Annotated in this window: 9 protein-coding genes; 8 read left to right on the plus strand and 1 reads right to left on the minus strand. The window is 64.7% G+C overall.

The window, feature by feature from the left end:
* Nucleotides 1–104: 104 nt before the first annotated feature.
* The 7 genes from F6S87_RS08150 (at nucleotide 105) to F6S87_RS08180 (ending at nucleotide 9107) form a co-directional block, all read left to right on the plus strand.
* Nucleotides 105–338 carry a substrate-binding domain-containing protein gene (locus F6S87_RS08150; RefSeq protein ID WP_196779178.1) on the plus strand — a complete coding sequence of 78 codons (234 nt, stop codon included), beginning with the start codon at nucleotides 105–107 and terminating at the stop codon, nucleotides 336–338.
* Nucleotides 339–908: 570 nt separating this feature from the next.
* On the plus strand, nucleotides 909–1940 hold the full coding sequence (locus F6S87_RS08155) for a glycoside hydrolase family 43 protein (protein WP_163228173.1): 1032 nt from the start codon (nucleotides 909–911) through the stop codon (nucleotides 1938–1940).
* Between the two features lie 74 nt (nucleotides 1941–2014).
* The gene (gene arfA, locus F6S87_RS08160) at nucleotides 2015–3559 is read left to right on the plus strand and encodes an arabinosylfuranosidase ArfA (protein ID WP_163228174.1); all 1545 of its coding nucleotides are present in this window, start codon (nucleotides 2015–2017) and stop codon (nucleotides 3557–3559) included.
* Between the two features lie 84 nt (nucleotides 3560–3643).
* Nucleotides 3644–5032 carry an ABC transporter substrate-binding protein gene (locus tag F6S87_RS08165; RefSeq protein ID WP_163228175.1) on the plus strand — a complete coding sequence of 463 codons (1389 nt, stop codon included), beginning with the start codon at nucleotides 3644–3646 and terminating at the stop codon, nucleotides 5030–5032.
* A gap of 124 nt (nucleotides 5033–5156) precedes the next feature.
* Nucleotides 5157–6080: a carbohydrate ABC transporter permease gene (locus F6S87_RS08170; protein WP_163228176.1), complete on the plus strand. Its 924-nt coding sequence runs from the start codon at nucleotides 5157–5159 to the stop codon at nucleotides 6078–6080.
* Between the two features lie 3 nt (nucleotides 6081–6083).
* Nucleotides 6084–7031: a carbohydrate ABC transporter permease gene (locus F6S87_RS08175; protein WP_163228177.1), complete on the plus strand. Its 948-nt coding sequence runs from the start codon at nucleotides 6084–6086 to the stop codon at nucleotides 7029–7031.
* 81 nt (nucleotides 7032–7112) lie between these two features.
* Nucleotides 7113–9107, plus strand: coding sequence for a glycoside hydrolase family 127 protein (locus tag F6S87_RS08180; protein WP_163228178.1), 1995 nt, complete (start codon nucleotides 7113–7115; stop codon nucleotides 9105–9107).
* A gap of 133 nt (nucleotides 9108–9240) precedes the next feature.
* On the opposite strand, the gene F6S87_RS08185 is transcribed toward F6S87_RS08180, so the two are convergent.
* The gene (locus tag F6S87_RS08185; protein WP_331270784.1) at nucleotides 9241–11976 is read right to left on the minus strand and encodes a phosphoenolpyruvate carboxylase; all 2736 of its coding nucleotides are present in this window, start codon (nucleotides 11974–11976) and stop codon (nucleotides 9241–9243) included.
* Nucleotides 11977–12434: 458 nt separating this feature from the next.
* Between F6S87_RS08185 and F6S87_RS08190 the strand changes: the two genes are divergently transcribed.
* Nucleotides 12435–14309 carry a threonine/serine exporter family protein gene (locus F6S87_RS08190; RefSeq protein ID WP_163228202.1) on the plus strand — a complete coding sequence of 625 codons (1875 nt, stop codon included), beginning with the start codon at nucleotides 12435–12437 and terminating at the stop codon, nucleotides 14307–14309.
* Nucleotides 14310–14354: the final 45 nt, after the last annotated feature.

A 14354-nucleotide genomic window follows, 5' to 3' on the forward strand; every position in this document is an offset into this window, starting at 1 on the left:
CTGGCGAATCGGCGGCCGCGGAGGCGCGGCCATCGACCCGATCGGCGACGCGCCAACGCCGCCGACCGGACTCCCCGCCGGCCCCTTGAGCCCGGGTGCGCGGCTTGACTGCAACAATCCGCGCACACGGTCTCAAGGTCCCGGATGACATTCAGGTCGTCGGCTTTGACGATTCGACGATCGCGTCGATGGCCGATCCTCCGCTGACGACGATTCGCCAGCCGTTCGACGGCATTGCGCGCCATCTCGTTGATCAGCTCATGCAGCTGATCAACGGCAGCCAGCCGCTCGGCATCACGTTGCCGTGTGAACTCGTCGTGCGGCAGACCACCCGATGAATCTGCGTTTTCGTGTTGCGGCATGACGAATCCATGTTTCATGTGAATCAAAGACGTGATGTCTCGCATGACTTTATGTTTCATGTGAAGTGACAAACTACTCACTATTCCGTTCCATGACTGAAACCGTTTACAGGTTTTGCCTGCAATATGGCAGAGTTTCCGGTATTGTCGGCGTGATGCGAACGCCGATTCCGGACGCTGGAGGGTACTTGTTCCGCTTGTTGGCGACACGCCCGAGCATGTTCTCTGTCAGCGAATTTTTCATGTGTTTTTCGGACAGTCAAACGTTTTATCAACTCGAACAAAACGGCTATTTTCCAGTATTTTTCGAGCGAAAATCCATCCGAAAACCATTGAAATCTGGCGAAAAATGTGAACGTGCACATGTTGCATTCTTGATTGGATTCGTCGGATGTGCTGCTGGTCGGCGACACTGCTGAATCGCCGTATCATGGGAACTGGAACCGTGCACAGTCCCTGTCACAGAAGATTACGGACACCACCCCGCACGGTTCCACCGAACGCCGCGACAATGATCGTCGCGACACCGGATGAGAGAAGACGACGATGCTCCTGCCCAACCCAATCGTCCTGCAACGTGCGGATCCATTCGTGCTGCGCACCGACAGTGGCTACCTGTTCACGGGCTCCTACCCGGCCTACGACCGTATCGTGCTGCGCCGCGCCGACCGGCTCGCCGACCTGCAGTCGGCCGAGGAACACACGATCTGGCGCCACCACGAGACCGGTCCGATGAGCCGGTTGATCTGGGCGCCGGAAATTCACCGCATCAACGGACGCTGGGTCATCTACTTTGCGGCCGCTCCGACGATGGAACTCTCGCCGGACGGTCACACGTTCCAGCACCGCGTCTTCTGCCTGACCTGCGATGACGAAGATCCGATCGCCGGCACCTGGACCGAACGCGGCCAGGTCGACACCGGCATGGAAACGTTCGCGCTCGACGCGACGACATTCGTCTCCACCGACGGGCGCCAGTACCTCGTCTGGGCGCAGCAGGACCTCGCGATCGAGGGCAACTCGAACCTCTACATCGCCCGCATGGCCAATCCGTGGACGCTTGACGGTCCGGCGACCAGGCTCTCGTCGCCCGAATACGACTGGGAACGCGTCCGCTTCACGGTCGAGGAGGGACCGGCCATCCTCGTGCATGACGGCACCGTCTTCGTCACGTTCTCGGCGTCCGGCACCGGGCCCGAATACGCGATGGGCATGCTGACGGCGCCGCTTGCCGACGACGACCGACCGACCGACCTGCTCGACAGCGGCGTCTGGACCAAGCTGCCGGAACCGATTTTCGTGTCCGATGAATCGGTTCGTCAGTTCGGTCCGGGCCACAACTCGTTCACCGTCGACGCCGATGGCAACGACCTGCTCGTCTACCACTGCCGCAACTACGTCGAGATACTCGGCGACCCGCTGTTCGACCCGAACCGCCACGCCCGCGTCGGCCGCATCCGATGGACGGAAAACGGCATGCCGGACTTCGGCACGCCGCTGCAGGACACCCGATGGACGCCGGCGACCTGCGACGTGCTGCCTCCGGACGGCAAGCTCGTCGTCGACGAGACGGTCTAGGACATCCGCCGCGGGAATCGTCCGGAACCAAAACCAATGACCACCGCACTATCGCAGGAAACGGAGGACCTTCGATGGTAGAACCCACCAACCAAGCCGCGACGCTCGTCGTCGACGACGCATTCGAGATCGCACCGGTGAACGACCGTCTCTTCGGCTCGTTCGTCGAGCACCTCGGCCGCTGCGTCTACACCGGCATCTATGAACCGGGCCATCCGACGGCCGACGAGGACGGCTTCCGTCAGGACGTGGTCGATCTCGTCAGGGAACTCGGCGTGACGACGGTACGCTATCCGGGCGGCAACTTCGTCTCCGGCTACCAGTGGGAAGATGGTGTCGGCCCGAAGGAAGACCGGCCACGCCGCCTCGACCTCGCGTGGCACTCGACCGAGACGAACCAGTTCGGCCTGCACGAGATGGCGAAGTGGCTCAAGAAGACCGGCGACAACGAGCTGATGGAGGCCGTCAACCTCGGCACGCGCGGACTGCCGGAGGCGCTCGACCTGCTCGAATACGCCAACGTTCCCGGTGGCACCGCGCGTAGCGAGGAGCGCCGTGCCAACGGCGCCGACGAACCGTTCGACATCCGCATGTGGTGCCTCGGCAACGAGATGGACGGCGACTGGCAGATTGGCCACAAGACGGCGGCAGACTACGGCACGCTCGCGAACTCGGTGGCGCTCGGCATGCGAATGATCGATCCGGACCTCGAGCTTGTCGTCTGCGGTTCGGCATCCCACGAGATGGCGACGTTCGGCAGCTGGGAACAGACGGTCCTCGAGAAGACCTACGAGAACGTCGACTTCGTCTCCTGCCACTCGTACTACTGGCCGCGTTTCGACGCCGATGGCAAGCGCGACATGGCCAGCTTCCTCGCGTCCGGCGTCGACATGGACCGCTTCATCCACGAGGTCGCGTCGTTCATCAAGTCGACGAAGGCGCGGCTCAAGAGCGACCACGACGTGTTCATTTCGTTCGACGAATGGAACGTCTGGTACATGAACGAGGAACCGAGCAAGAACCCGGAAGGCATCGGCAACTGGCCGGTCGCCCCGCACCTGCTCGAGGACATCTACTCGGCGGCCGACGCCGTCGTCGTCGGCGACCTGCTGATCACGCTGCTGAAGAACGCCGACGTCGTCCATTCCGCCTGCCTGGCCCAGCTCGTCAACGTCATCGCGCCGATCATGACCGAGGAGGACGGACCGGCGTGGCGCCAGACAACGTTCTATCCGTTCTCGATCACCGCGAAGCTGGCGAAGGGCGGCACCGTTCTCGAGCCGAAGCTCGACGGCGGCACGATGGAGACGCCGCGCTACGGCGAAGTGCCGCTCGTCAACTCGGTCGCCGTTCGCGGCGCCGACGGCTCGGTCAACGTCTTCGTCGTCAATCGTTCACTGGAAGAAGCGGCCGACTTCGACGTCGAGCTGCCGGCCGGCACCGCCGCGTCGTCAGTCACCGCGACGACTGTCCACGACGACGATCCGTGGGCGAAGAACACTCGCGACGATCAGGAACATGTCACGGCGAAGTTGAACGATTCGGCCCGTCTCGACGGCGAGACCGTCCGTGTAGCGCTGCCGCCGGTCAGCTGGACAGCCATCCGCATCGAACGCTGAACAGGGGCGTCATTTCCAACTCTTTCTTTCCATCATCAACCAATCCACAACAACACCAATGAGGAATCCAAAGGAGGACCACTCATGAACAAGGCAACGAAGCTGCTGGCCGCGGTGGCGGCCGGCGTGATGGCGGTATCGATCGCCGCATGCGGAGGGAGCAGCTCGAGCAGCGGAAGCTCCGCCAGCGTCAACACCGACAAGACAGCGAACGACAACGCGTCCTGCACGAACACGATCAAGAAGACCGGCGTCGAGAAGGTCACCGTCTGGGCCTGGTACCCGGGCATCCAGGACGTCGTCGACGACTTCAACGAGAACCACGACGACCTGCAGGTCTGCTGGAACAACGGCGGCCAGGGCGGCGGCGAGTACACGAAGTTCCAGAACGCCATCAAGGCCGGCACCGGCGCGCCCGACGTCATCCAGCTCGAATACGAGGCGATGCCGCAGTTCATGACCGGCAACGAGCAGCATCTCGTCGACCTGTCCCAGTTCGGCTTCAACGACTACAAGGATGACTACACGGCCGGCTCGTGGAAGAGCGTCCAGCTCGGCACCGACGACAAGGTCTACGGCGTGCCGGTCGACCTCGGCCCGTTCGTCATGTATGTGCGCGAGGACATCTTCAAGCAGTACGGCGTCGACGTGCCGACGACGTGGGACGAGTTCGCCGAAGCCGGCAAGGAACTCAAGGCGGCCGGTTACGACGGCTACCTGACCGACTTCCCGCTCAACAGCACGGCCATGCTGCTCGCGTTCTTCGCCCAGACCGGCGACGACGTCTACACCTACTCGGCGTCCGACCCGACGAAGGTCAAGGTCAACTACAACTCCGACGGCGCCCAGAAGGTCCTCAAGTACTGGAAGGAACTCGTCGACGAGGGACTTGTCGACACGACCGACGCCAACACGACCGACTGGACGACGAACATCCTCGGCGGCAAGTACGCGACCTGGGTGCAAGCGTCCTGGCAGACCGGCTACCTGGCCGCAGACTCCGACGACGGCGACGCCGACTCCGGCTTCCGCATCTACAAGGCCCCGGTCTGGGATTCCTCCACGCCGGACGTCAACCAGGGCGGCTCGGCATGGGCCGTCACCGACCAGGCCAAGGACACCGAGGCCGCCTACACCGTCGCCCGCGAACTGTTCTCGTCCGACTCCGCCCAGAAGATCGGCGTGACGACCGGCGGCCTGTTCCCGGCCTGGACCAGCATGCTCGACTCCGACTACTTCAAGACCGAAAAGATCGCGTTCCTCGGCGACCAGGAAGCCAACGAGATCACGATTCCGGTTGCCGAAGGCTACAAGGGCTACTCGTTCCTGCCGTTCCAGACCTACGCCTATGACGAGCAGGACAAGACGCTCAAGAGCATCTTCCAGGACAACACCGATGTCAGCACGGCGCTATCCGCCCTCGACGACACCCTCAACAACTACGCCAAGCAGCAGGGCTACACCGTCGAGTAGCCCGCTCTCCCGGCAACGGAAACCGGAACCGGCACCGGCTTCCTGACATCGTGTCAACCAACCGGTCCGGCCTCTGTCAGGCCGGACCGCTGCCGGTTCCCGCTTTCCTTTCCGGAGGTTTCCCATGGCAAAGTTCAAGAAGAACAACGCGCAGGTCGGGGGAACAAGCATGGCCGCCCGTCGCGGCAACCTGTGGGGATGGGTGTTCACCATCCCGTTCGGCATCGTCTTCCTGCTGTTCCTCGTCATTCCGCTCGTCTACGCATTCATCATGTCGCTGTACACGTCGAACGTGTTCGGCACGAAATTCACCGGCCTGGCCAACTATGCCAGGGCCTTCACCGATACGCTCTTCCTCAGCGGCCTCGGCAGGGTGGTGCTCTACACCATTGTCATGGTGCCGATCCAGCTTGGCCTCGCATTGATCTTCGCGCTGCTGCTCGATGCGTTCAAGAACAAGTTCGCATCGGTCTCGCGCCTGGTCATCTTCCTGCCGTACGCCATCCCGGGCGTCATCGGCGCCCTGATGTGGGGCTTCATGTATTCGAAAAACATGGGTCCGTTCACGTCGATCTTCGAGCTGTTTGGACTGCAGGCGCCCGACTTCCTGTCGACGAACGGCATCTTCGGCGCCCTCGTCAATGTCGTCACGTGGCAATGGACCGGCTACTACATGGTCATCCTGTATTCCGCGCTCCAGTCGGTTCCGAGCGAGCTGTACGAATCGGCCCGCATCGACGGAGCCTCGGAACTGCGCATCGCGACGAGCATCAAGGTGCCGATGTGCTCGAGCTCGATCGTCATGGTCACGATCTTCTCGCTGATCGGCACGCTGCAGTTCTATACCGAACCGACCGTCCTGCGCAATCAGGCGCCGACCGTCATCGACTCGCAATACACGCCGAACATGTACGCGCAGGCGCTCGCCTTCAGCTACAACCAGCCTAATTACGCCGCCACGATCTCGTTCGCGCTCGGTTTCATCGTCGTCATCTTCAGCGTCATCTTCATGCACTTCACGAAGAAGCAGTCTGGATTGGAGGACTGACCCATGTCTACGGCAACATTTAACGCCTCGCAATCCGCCGGCCGCAACACCGAACGCCGCCGCAACCGCGGCGCCGAGAAGGCGAAGACCAACAAGATCCGCGGCAACAAGCACGTCTTCACGATCGTCGTGCTGATCGTCGCCATGCTCTACTTCCTGCTGCCGGTCTGGTGGCTGATCGTCGCCGCGACGAAGACGAACAGCGGCCTGTTCTTCGGCGAGCACGGCGCCCTGTGGTTCGCGAACAAGTTCGCGCTGTGGGACAACATCAAGCAGCTGTGCACGTACCAGAACGGCATCTACTGGCGCTGGATCCTCAACTCCTTCATCTACGCATTGCTCGGTGGCCTGGCCTCCACCGTCATCTCGGTGTGCGCCGGCTACGGCTTCGCGAAGTTCCAGTTCCGCGGCAAGAAGGCGTTCTTCAACCTCGTGCTCGGCGCACTGATGATCCCGTCGACCGCGCTCGTCATCCCGATCTTCCTGCTGATGAGCAAGGTCGGCATGGTCAACACGATGTGGGCCGTCCTGCTGCCGACGCTGCTCAACCCGATGGGCGTCTACCTGATGCGCATCTACTGCCAGGAATCGTTGCCGGACGAAATGATCGAGGCCGCCCGCGTCGACGGCGCCGGCGAGCTGCGCACGTTCTTCAAGGTTTCGCTGCCGATCATGACGCCAGCCATCACGACCGTCTACCTGCTGTCGACCGTCGGCGCATGGAACAACTTCTTCCTGCCGCAGGTCGTGTTGACGAACAGCAAGCTGTTCCCGATCACCGTCGGCCTCACGCAGTGGCAATCCCAGTCGCAGGCCGGCGCCGCCTCCGAGCAGGTGTGGAACCTCGTGACGAGCGGATCGTTCATCTCGATCATCCCGATGGTCCTCGCGTTCCTGTTCCTGCAGCGCTACTGGGTCGGAGGACTCACCGCCGGCTCGGTCAAGTCCTGACCCTTCCCAACCATTGCAACCAACCGAACATGACGGCCGTCGCCCAGGCGATGGCCGTCTTCATAAGCAAGGAGCGTCATCATGCACGTTACCGTTACGTCGCCGTTCTGGGCCGAGCGCCGGCGACAGGTCGCCGAGGACGTCGTGCCGTACCAGTGGCAGGTCATCGACGACGAGATCGACGTCGCCGTGCCGGACGATCCGGCCGGCAACCAGAGCACCGAGAGCCGCAGCCACGCCGTCGAGAACCTGCGGATCGCCGCGGGGGAGAGCGACGGCGAGTTCCACGGCATGGTCTTCCAGGATTCCGACGTCTACAAGTGGCTCGAGGAGGCGGCCTACGTGCTCGCCTACCATCCCGACGACGAGCTGCGGCAGCTGTGCGACGACGTCGTCGCGCTGATCGCCCGCGCCCAGGACGACGACGGCTATCTGGACACGCCCTACCAGATCGGCTCCGGCGAATGGGCACGCCGCGAACGATTCTCGCTACTCGGCCAGAGCCACGAGATGTATGTCATGGGCCACTTCATCGAGGCCGCTGCCGCCTACCACGACGTCACCGGCAACAGGCAGGCGCTCGACATCGCCTGCAAGATGGCCGACTGCCTCGACCGGCACTTCGGCCCGGAGGACGGCAAGATTCACGGCGCCGATGGTCATCCGGAAATCGAGCTCGCGCTCGCGAGACTGTACCGCGCCACCGGCGAGCGCCGCTACCTCGACCTCGCGTCCTATCTGCTCGACGTGCGCGGCACCGATCCGGACTTCTATCGCCGCGAATTCGAGGCGACCGGCGGCGACGGCATCTTCGAGGGACTCGACCGGTTCCCGCCGTCGTACCTGCAGGCCGCGGAGCCGGTGCGCGAGCACGCGACGGCCGATGGCCACGCCGTGCGCGTCGGCTACCTGCTGACCGGCATGGCGTCGGTCGCCGCCCTGACCGGCGACGACGGGCTGCTCGAGGCGGCGAAGCGGCTGTGGACGAACATCGTCGCGAAACGGATGTACGTGACCGGAGCCGTGGGCTCGACGCATGTGGGCGAATCGTTCACCTATGACTATGACCTGCCGAACGCGACGATGTACGGCGAAACCTGCGCGTCGGTGGCGATGGCGATGGCGGGGCGCGAGCTGCTCGCCGCCGAGCCGGACGGCCAGTACGCCGACGTCATCGAGCGCGAGCTGTTCAACGGGGCGCTCGCCGGCATCTCGCTCGACGGGCGGCAGTACTACTACGTCAACGCGCTCGAGATTACGCCGGAAGGAACCGACAATCCCGACCGGCACCATGTGCTCGCCGAGCGCGTCGACTGGTTCGGCTGCGCGTGCTGTCCGGCGAACATCGCCCGGATGATCGCGTCCGTCGACCGCTATCTCTATGCGGAACTCGACGGCGGCGCGACGGTGCTCGCCCACCAGTTCGTCGCGAACGAGGCGCGGTTCGACTCCGGGCTGACGGTGCGACAGACGTCGAATTTCCCGTGGAGCGGCCACATCGAGTTTCAGGCGGCGCTGCCGGCCGACTCGCCGCTGGGGCAGGTGAGGCTCGGCGTCCGCGTGCCGTCGTGGTCGAGCCGCAACTTCTCGTTCACGGTCGACCGCAGCCACGTGAACGCCCGGCCGGAACATGGCTTCGTCTACTTCACGGTGCGGCGGGGCTCGGAGCTCAAGCTGACGCTCGATCTCGACATGTCGGTCAGGAAGATCCGCGCGAACTCGCATGTCGCGGCCGACGCCGGCAAGATCGCCGTCATGCGCGGACCGCTCGTCTACTGTGCCGAGCAGGTCGACAACCCCGGCGACCTGTGGAACTACCGGCTCGCGCCGCAGGACGGCCCGTGCAACGTGCTGATCCAGGAGCGGCCCGACCTGCTCGGCGGCGTCTTCGTCATCGACCTGCCGGCCATTCGCGAGCCGGAAGACGGGCCCGACGCGCCGCTGTACGCCGCCGACGGGGATCCGACCGGCGATGGCACGGCCGGTGGCGAGACGGCAACGACGCTGCGACTCGTGCCGTACTACGCCCACGCCAACCGCGGCGCCACGCAGATGGAAGTATTCCTGCGCAAGTAGGCATGGCACAGGAACCTACAGAACCCCCTGAGATGTCACGAACCCGGGCTTTGCAGCCCGGGTTTGTGACATCAGAGAAGGTATGTCAGGCATTCCGGGACGCGCCGGCCCGGAAGGAACGCCCGACTACCGATCAGCCCGTGTTCTGGAGGCCGGCGGCGACGCCGGAAACGGTGCAGAGGATCAGGTAGATGAACCCGGCCTGCTGGCTTTCGGAGAGTTCCTCCTTGTCGACCTTCTTGCGGAGGGACCGCAGGGCGAGCACCTGGGTGACGGACAGCGCGTCGACGTACGGGGAACGCACGCGGATGGCCTGGCCGAGCACGTGGCGGTGCTGCAGCGGCCATTCGTCGCCGACGATCTTGAGGATCCAGCGGCGGGTGAGTTCCATCTCGTCGAGCACCTTGTCGCGCAGGTCGTCACGGTCGCCGAGGGCGAGGTACATCTTCGCGATGCGCTCGTCGGTCTTGGCCAGCGACATCTCGATGTTGTCGATGAACGTCGAGAACAGCGGCCATTCCTCATAGGCCTCGCGCAGCGTTTCGAGGTCGCCGAACTTCTCGCAGGCCGAGCCCAGGCCGTACCAGGCGGCCAGGTTGATGCGGGCCTGTGCCCAGGAGAAGATCCACGGGATCGTGCGCAGGTCGTCGAGCGACTTGGCGCCGAGGCCTCGCTTGGCCGGGCGCGAGCCGATCGGCAGCAGGCCGACCTCGGTCAGCGGCGTGACGGTCGAGAACCACGGCGTGAAGTCCGGCGTGTGGAGCAGGTCGAGGTACTTCTCGTGCGACGTCTCGTTGAGCGAGGCGGCGAGATCGGCGTACTTCTCGGTCATCTTCGTGTTCATCTGCTCCACGCTCGGCGCCGACTGCAGCAGCGTGGCCGCTGCGACGGACTCGACGTGGCGGATGGCCAGCACCGGGTTGCCGTAGCGCGCGAAGATGACTTCGCCCTGCTCGGTGAGCTTGAAGCGGCACTTGACGGAGCCGGCCGGCTGCGCGAGCACCGCTCGGTTGGCCGGGCCGCCGCCGCGGCCGACGGCGCCGCCGCGGCCATGGAACAGCGTCAGGTCGATGTCGTTGTCCTCGGCCCACTGCGCAATGCGCTGCTGCGCCGTGTGCAGGGCCAGCGTCGCGGTCGTCGGGCCGGCGTCCTTCGCGGAGTCGGAGTAGCCGAGCATGACTTCCATCTTGCGGCCGGTTGCCTTGAGGCGCGCCTGCACCTCCGGGATCTTGAGCATCTCGTCGAGCACGTTGACCGAGTTCTCGAGGTCCTCGAGCTGCTCGAACAGCGGGATGACGTCGATGACCGGGCAGTCTTCCGGATTCGCGAACGCGAGGCGGTTGAGCTCGTAGACGTCGCGGATGTTGCGGGCGTCCTTCGTGAACGAGATGATGTAGCGGCGCGCGGCCTTCTGGCCGTTGCGCTTCTGGATGGCGCCGAGCGCGCGGAACGTGTCCAGCACCTCGTGCGTCATCGGCTGCAGCGGGCCGCGTTCGCCGTGCAGGCCGTGCTCGCGGATGTCGTCGAGGGCGCGGCTGTGCACCACCGAGTGCTGGCGGAACTCCATCTCGACCATGTGGAAGCCGAACGTCTCGGTCTGCCAGATGAGGTCCTGCAGCGGGCCGTAGGCGGCACGATTCGCACCGGCTGCCGCCAGCGAGCGCTGGACGGTGTGCAGGTCGGCGAGGAAGTCCTCGCACGAGTGGTACATGAGATCGGTGTCGCGCTTGATCGTGTAGTGCAGGCGGTCGGCCATGACGAGCAGCACGGCGCGGTGCAGTTCCTTCGTCGAGATCAGCGACGCCTTGCCGGTCAGTCGCTCGGAGATCTCCTTCTGGTGGTTCCACAGCGCCTTGAGCTCGTCGCTCGCCGGCGTCGTCTCGGATTCCATCGTCATGTTGCGACCGACGTTGCGGGTGGCTTCCTCGAGCGCGGCGATGACGTGGTCGGAGAACTTGCGGGCGACCTGGCGGCTCACCTTCGCGGTGACGTTCGGGTTGCCGTCGCGGTCGGAGCCGATCCAGCTACCCGGCTTGAAGAACGCCGGGCACACCGGCTCGACGAGGCCGGCCTTGTCGCCGAGGACCCAGTCGTCGAAGCGGCGGTAGACCTGCGGAATCGTCTTGAACAGCGTGTTGTCGAAGATGTCGAGAATCGTGTCGGCTTCCTCGACCGGCGTCGGCTTCTTCAGCGCGATCGGCGACGTGCGGAACAGCGCGTCGATCTCGTTGTACAGCCGGCGGTCGTTCTCCTTCTTGTCGGAGCCGCCGAGCATGTTGTGGGCGCTCAGCAGCTGCGAGATGCGGCGGATCTTGCCCTCGACGGCCTTGCGGCGGGCCTCGGTCGGATGGGCCGTGAAGACCGGGTGGAACTCGAGCTGCTCGAGCAGCTCCTTGGCCTTGGCTGGGCCGCACTCGGCGATGAGCTGGTGGTAGGCCTTCGTCATCTCGTTGACCGGATCGATGGCGGAATCCTCGGAGACCTCCGCCTCGCGCTCGTGCAGCACGGAGACGCGGTAGTTCTCCTCGCACAGGTTCGCCAGGTGGAAATAGGTCGCGAACGCGCGCGCCAGCAGCTGGGCGTCGTGCAGGTTCATCGCGTCGATCGTCTTGACGGCCATCTCGAGGTCGTTGCGTTCCGGATGCGTGTCGGCCAGGATGCCGGAGAATCGTTCGGCCGAAGCGTCGACGGCGTAGCCGCGAACGGTGTCGAACGACTTGAGCAGGTCCTCGTCGTATTCGCGCAGCACGTCGCGCAGGATGCTCAGGCACAGGTCCATGTTGGCCTGCAATGACTCGGGAAGCGCCTGCTCCTCGGGCCCCTTGTGGCCGTGTCCGGACGAGATGATCGTCTGGTCGGCCGGATTGATCTGCTCGCCGGCGCCGGCGTTCGCATTGTCGCGAACGTTGGCATCGAGGGCAGCTTGCTCTTGATCAGTCACTCATGACCTCCTTCTCCAAACGTCGGGTTGCTCGGTCATCCGGTCTTCTCCGGCTCCTCCGGAGTTGTGTGAGACCGGGCGTTGCGAGCCCACAGCCCTTGTTCGGTTTCGGTTCAGTTGCACGGCCCATTGTATTCCCCCGTAACTGACAGAAGCCTGATTTGCCGCCATTTGTGGTCACATAGTGACCTTCGCCGGTCTTTCGGGATGTCCCAAACTCCCAGCGGCGGGGTAGAAATGACAGTGTGAGCATAGAGGAAGAGTCTGTTGAATATCCCGACCGCAATCCGGTCCGGAAGGCGACGCGGTCGCTGAAGAAGCGGGCCGAGAGCCAGAAGAACGCGTCGGCCGTGCGCAAGTTCCATACCCACGCTATCCCGCTCGACATGGAAGACATCGAGCAGGACTGGGACAAGCCGATCACCGAGGCCGGCATCGCGGCGAAGGCGAGCGTCATCGTCAGGGTCGGCATGCTCGACCTGGGCGCCGGCACCGGCAGCTTCCGCGTGCGCGAGATGATGCACCGGATCGCGTATCCGCTCGGCGTGCACGTTCGTGCCGACGTCAACCTGACCGATATCCAGGCGACCTGCACCGACGGGAAGAATCGCATCACCGAAGTCGTCAACCTGCCGACGACCGGCGTCAATACCGAGCGCATCTGGCTGCTCGAGCATTTCGCCGACTGGTTCAGCGTCAACCTCGGCACCGGCGCGACGTACCACTCGCGCTCCGAAGTCTCCACCGAACTCATGAACAACCTCGACGTCCGCGACGCCTCGCAGGTGTCCGCCGACATCTCGTCGCAGCTGCGCGAGGAGGACAAGAAGGACGAGGAGGCGAAGGCGAAGCTCGGCACCGCCGTCTGGCTCGACGCGGCGAGCACGGCGCAGAAGAACGCCGAGGCCGAGCTCGCCGAGGCGGCCGCCGCCGGCGACGAGGACGCCGCCGACGCGATCGGCGTCGAGGCCGGCAGCGTCGACGCCCGCGTCGCGTCGATGCAGGCGAAGATGAAGCTTGCCTCCGACGAGTCGGCGCAGGCGGCGGCACAGGTTGGCAAGACGGCGAACGATTCTTCCGCCACGGCCGCCTCCGAGACCGCATCCGGCCCGGCGGCCGCTTCCGCTTCCGCCGACCGTTCCGTCGCCGGTTCGGCCGCCGCCGCGCGCGAGGCGCCGAAGCGTCGGCTCAAGCGGCGCGCCGACCGCCGCGAGCGCATGCTGCGCAAGATCCGCGCCGAAATGGACGATTCGATGGCCGTCGACCGCGAGCGCGGCGTCACGGTCCGTCAGGCGCACCGCCGGCTCGACCTCATCGAGCATCGCGCGCCGCTGTATTCGCCGGCGTTCTCCGGCTTCGCGGCGGCCTGCGCGTGCGCGGCCTTCGTCTTCCTGCTCGGCGGCGGCCCGATCGACATGGTCGGCGCGTTCGTCGGCGCCGGCATTGGCCAGTGGCTGCGCCGCATCATGCTCGGCAAGCGGATCAACCAGTTCTTCGTGACGTTCGTCGCCGTTGCCGTCGCCGCGCTGTGCTGCGTCGGCACGCTGCGGCTCATCGGCCTGTTCAATCCGATCGCATTGCAGCACGATACGGCCTACATCGGTGCCATCCTGTTCGTCATCCCCGGTTTCCCGCTGATCACCGGCGGCATGGACATGGCGAAGGTCGACTTCCCGTCCGGCATCCAGCGCGTCGCGTACGTGCTGACCGTCATCATCATGGCGACGCTCGCCGGCTGGATGGTCGCGGCGGTGGTACGGCTCAACCCGCAGGGCTTCGAGCCGCTGGGCCTGAACCCGTGGGTGAACTGCGGACTGCGCGCGCTGTTCGCGTTCATCGGCGTCTGGGGCTTCTCGGTGCTGTTCAATTCGCCGCAGCGCATGTGCCTGGTCGCGGCCGTCATCGGCCTGATCACCGACACGCTGCGCCTCGAGATGATCGACTGGGGCCTGGCGCCGGAAGCCGGCGCGTTCATCGGCGCGCTGCTCGCCGGCCTGCTCGCGTCCGCATGGCGATCCGCCGTCCGCCGCGGCATGCTGCCGCCGCACCTGGGCTACCCGCGCATCTGCCTGACGGTCCCGTCGATTGTCATCATGGTGCCCGGCCTGTATATGTACCAGGCGATGTTCAACCTCGGCCAGCTCAACACGAACGCGTCGATGGACTGGGCGTTCCGCGCGTTCATGATCATCATCTGCCTGCCGATCGGACTGGTCATGGCCCGCGTTCTCACCGACCGCAGCTGGCGCTACGACATATAAATAGAAAGAAATCCCCTGGAAGGGGATCGGCGAGGCGGAGCCGAG

Source organism: Bifidobacterium choloepi (assembly GCF_010667615.1).
Classification (GTDB): domain Bacteria; phylum Actinomycetota; class Actinomycetes; order Actinomycetales; family Bifidobacteriaceae; genus Bifidobacterium; species Bifidobacterium choloepi.

What these genes read in the sequence shown, in the direction of transcription:
- F6S87_RS08155 (WP_163228173.1), top strand. Translation starts at nt 909, where the DNA reads ATGCTCCTGCCCAACCCAATCGTCCTGCAACGTGCGGATCCATTCGTG.
- arfA (WP_163228174.1), top strand. Translation starts at nt 2,015, where the DNA reads ATGGTAGAACCCACCAACCAAGCCGCGACGCTCGTCGTCGACGACGCA.
- F6S87_RS08165 (WP_163228175.1), top strand. Translation starts at nt 3,644, where the DNA reads ATGAACAAGGCAACGAAGCTGCTGGCCGCGGTGGCGGCCGGCGTGATG.
- F6S87_RS08170 (WP_163228176.1), top strand. Translation starts at nt 5,157, where the DNA reads ATGGCAAAGTTCAAGAAGAACAACGCGCAGGTCGGGGGAACAAGCATG.
- F6S87_RS08175 (WP_163228177.1), top strand. Translation starts at nt 6,084, where the DNA reads ATGTCTACGGCAACATTTAACGCCTCGCAATCCGCCGGCCGCAACACC.
- F6S87_RS08180 (WP_163228178.1), top strand. Translation starts at nt 7,113, where the DNA reads ATGCACGTTACCGTTACGTCGCCGTTCTGGGCCGAGCGCCGGCGACAG.
- F6S87_RS08190 (WP_163228202.1), top strand. Translation starts at nt 12,435, where the DNA reads ATGGAAGACATCGAGCAGGACTGGGACAAGCCGATCACCGAGGCCGGC.